The 2,999-nt window shown below is 50.9% G+C and carries 2 protein-coding genes; one reads left to right on the top strand and one right to left on the bottom strand.

The window, feature by feature from the left end:
- Window positions 1–366 precede the first annotated feature (366 nt).
- Window positions 367–1,473 (top strand): HNH endonuclease signature motif containing protein, encoded by a 1,107-nt coding sequence (locus tag KDK82_RS32565; RefSeq protein WP_143343607.1) that lies wholly within the window; start codon window positions 367–369, stop codon window positions 1,471–1,473.
- Between the two features lie 438 nt (window positions 1,474–1,911).
- Here KDK82_RS32565 and KDK82_RS31535 read toward each other — a convergent pair whose 3' ends face one another.
- Window positions 1,912–2,676 carry a hypothetical protein gene (locus KDK82_RS31535; protein ID WP_088167212.1) on the bottom strand — a complete coding sequence of 255 codons (765 nt, stop codon included), beginning with the start codon at window positions 2,674–2,676 and terminating at the stop codon, window positions 1,912–1,914.
- Between the last annotated feature and the right edge of the window lie 323 nt (window positions 2,677–2,999).

Genomic DNA, 2,999 nt, shown 5'->3' with positions numbered 1-2,999 from the left:
CGCATGGCTTGCGAGGACGTGATAAATCAACGAGTTATCTGCGTGACGCGCTGCGCGTTCAGTGGCGTTCCGCAGGCGGCTTTCTGATGATCCATCTCTACGGGCCACGGATCACTCCATGCACGTTGCGTCGCGCTGCAATGCTGCCGCCGTACACTTGACCGCTCTCGCCGAAATTGGCCTCACCGCCGTGGAAATGTCAGCCAGTTCATGTGCCTCATCGGCACCGGAGCAGGGTCGGGATAATCCGATAAGGTTCGTGAGTCATAAAAAAAATATTGGTGGTTTCGATGAGAATTGAGGCTTTGTTGATTTCGTTGAGATCCGTCGAAAGCGGATTTCCAACGAACTGAGAATTTACCCAAAATGAATCAGACTGAAGAATTTTTACTGGGAATGGGTGCGGATACTTCAACCGCTCCGAACTTGTCGATGAAACTCAGCATATCTGACATTGAGGTGATGTCTGAGATAGAGCTCGAAAACCTGGGGCTGACAAAGCTTGCAGCTAAGTCGATTAAGAAAAGGCGGCCACCAATACCAGTAGCGAATTTGCGGAAAGTGCTCTCAGCGAATTTTTACGTGTGCTGCGTATGTAAAAATCGAAAACTAGATGTCGTTGTTCATCACATTCGACCGTACGCCCAGTCGCGCGATCATGACTGCGAAAATCTCGCTGTTCTATGTTTGCAACATCACTCGGAGGCACACTACGTTGTTCGCGAGGATGCGCAGAATCTTACTGCGGACAAAATTACATATAGCAAAAAAATGTGGGAAAAATTGTCCGCTGAAATTCAGGTGGACATAGCCAAATCTCGGCAGAACCACGTCTGGTCGGAACCATGCCACTGGGACTGGGTCAATTTCCCTAGACTCGTTTCCTTAGTCGAAGAAAGAGGCCTTGTTGTAAATGAGGGCATTGGGTACGAAGACCTAAGAGCGGCAGGAGTAGTTGATGAACACGGTCGATTTCTTGGCTCGGATTGGAAAAATCCTCGCATCAAAAGCAACGATTATTTTTCCGCCGGAGTAAATCAATTCAATATCGCTCTGCACATCGGAAGGATTTTTGAGACTCTCGCCGAGAGAGTGCAAATATTCGATTTAACCGCATATCTCGCGAATTGTCCGAGGTTCTTTGCAGGATGTCTCTCCGAGGGGGATTATGTTGCAGTGAAAGCCCCATTTACCTATCGGCAGCTTTTCGACGGAACGATGGTGGCTGAAACGTCATCGGATGCATGGAGCATTTCTTTTTCATTTGACCCTTACTACTGCCTTACCAGCACTTCACGATTCAATTATCAATCTAGTAAGCCTGTAAATCAGACGCTATTTGGAATAATCCGATCAAGCGCTCCGGACGCGGGGCGCCAAGCTCTGATCATCTCACCTCTAGGTACAAGCCCAACGTTTTCACCTCACAGACCTCTAATGGGCGGCTTCATTAGGGAAACAGAGCCGCAATAAGTGATGTTCTGATCTGGAGGTAGAAAAGCTTCCGGAGCTACTGAGAGTCTAGTCAATACAAGTTGCTATTTCCGCCACTCTCAATGGATGCGTGGTGGGGCCAACTGCCTGCCGCGAGCATCCGTGCCGACCGTCAGGTAACCAGTCGGCAGTTTCGAAGATCGACCGACTCCTGTGGGTCGGAAGCCGTCGCTCGGAAGTCCGCAACGTACGGCGGCTCCTGGCCGAGAGTGCCATCTCGCTTATGCCCCCGTTAGCAGTCACTGGCTCGTTTGATCTCAACGGCGAATGTCCGTTATGGGGAGTAACGATGATCGCGTACTTCCGGCAAGAAGCGGGCGGTCAAGGTATGACGTGCTAGCGACCGCATCAGGTTGAAGATTCGGACGTTTGGGTTGGCTCTGCTAAGTTTCAGCTTCTAACATAGGGGCTTCATTCCTAAACTATCGTCGAACCGTTGAGTTCGCTATCGTCAACCAGCAGACTAAAATCCGTCCAGAATCTCTTTTTCAGATTTTCCAAGGGCTCGGACTGGATCATCTTGCCGTCGCCTGCGACCTTATTTACTACTCGGGTCACGTCAATTTTCCATGTGTGGTCAAGGGTGCCGTGAAGGCCTAGCAGTGCGAGCAACGCGGCAGGTGACTTTGCACGGACAAACGCAGCGCGCGGGACTGCCAACCGCTCGCTGCCCAAGCCTTCGCGAAGTTGCTGCAGACAGGTTTTAATCGCATTACGACTACTGCCATGCCCCCGTTGAATGAGTCCGTTTTCGAATGCGAGCAAAACATACAAGTCCGTGTACAGATAGTCGACCTCCAGTCGTCCATCGTCCTCCACGCGGTATCGGATCAGTACAACCCCGCCAGCAACACCCTCTCCTTGCGGAGAAGCCTCAAAGCCGAGCTTGTCGATTTGATAAAATGTCGGCCGAAGGATGCGTTTGTGGATATTCCAAATATTGGTTGCAGCCGCAGCGCCCACTGACTTGACTTGCGTCTTCATCAACGAATCTTGGTCGTCGAATATTAAGTCAAAGCCGTCGTGATCAACGTCATCCCAATATGTGTTTAGGTAATATCCTCTAGCTGCCGCCACCACCTTCAGGTCAAAGCAAAGCCGATGCATGAGAATGGCTTCTTTCGCGTGAGAGTTACTCGGATCGTTCAGGAATCTATACAGAGTTGAGTCGGCGATTTGCATTACAGATCTTCTTAAGTCACGTATCTGTGCAAGCATATGCCAATTTTGACGACGGAATCTTCATCTGGGGACGATGGCGATGAAAGCGAATCCACCTGAGACTTGATGCGCGAACTCTGCGCCGTCGAGGTTGTGAACGATTGCTTCGGGTCGGTAGCTGCCACAGGAGAGCCCTTTGCAACCCGCGACGCCGCAGCACATCGGCCTTGAGCGCTTGCGCCTCGGCCGATAGCTCGCTCCTCAGCCTTGCTGGCCAAAAAAACTAAAGTACAGTGGCGCGTTTTCCGTACAGACGAAAGTACAGTGGCGCATCTCTCTAAAGA

Source organism: Delftia sp. K82 (assembly GCF_002193035.1).
GTDB classification, from domain to species: Bacteria; Pseudomonadota; Gammaproteobacteria; order Burkholderiales; family Burkholderiaceae_C; genus Comamonas; species Comamonas acidovorans.
The sequence above is the reverse complement of the archived record's forward strand: the minus strand, read 5'-3'. Positions and strand labels throughout refer to the sequence as shown.

Excerpts from the sequence above, each read along its gene's own strand:
- KDK82_RS32565 (WP_143343607.1), top strand. The coding sequence starts at position 367 with ATGAATCAGACTGAAGAATTTTTACTGGGAATGGGTGCGGATACTTCA.
- KDK82_RS31535 (WP_088167212.1), bottom strand. The coding sequence starts at position 2,676 with ATGCAAATCGCCGACTCAACTCTGTATAGATTCCTGAACGATCCGAGT.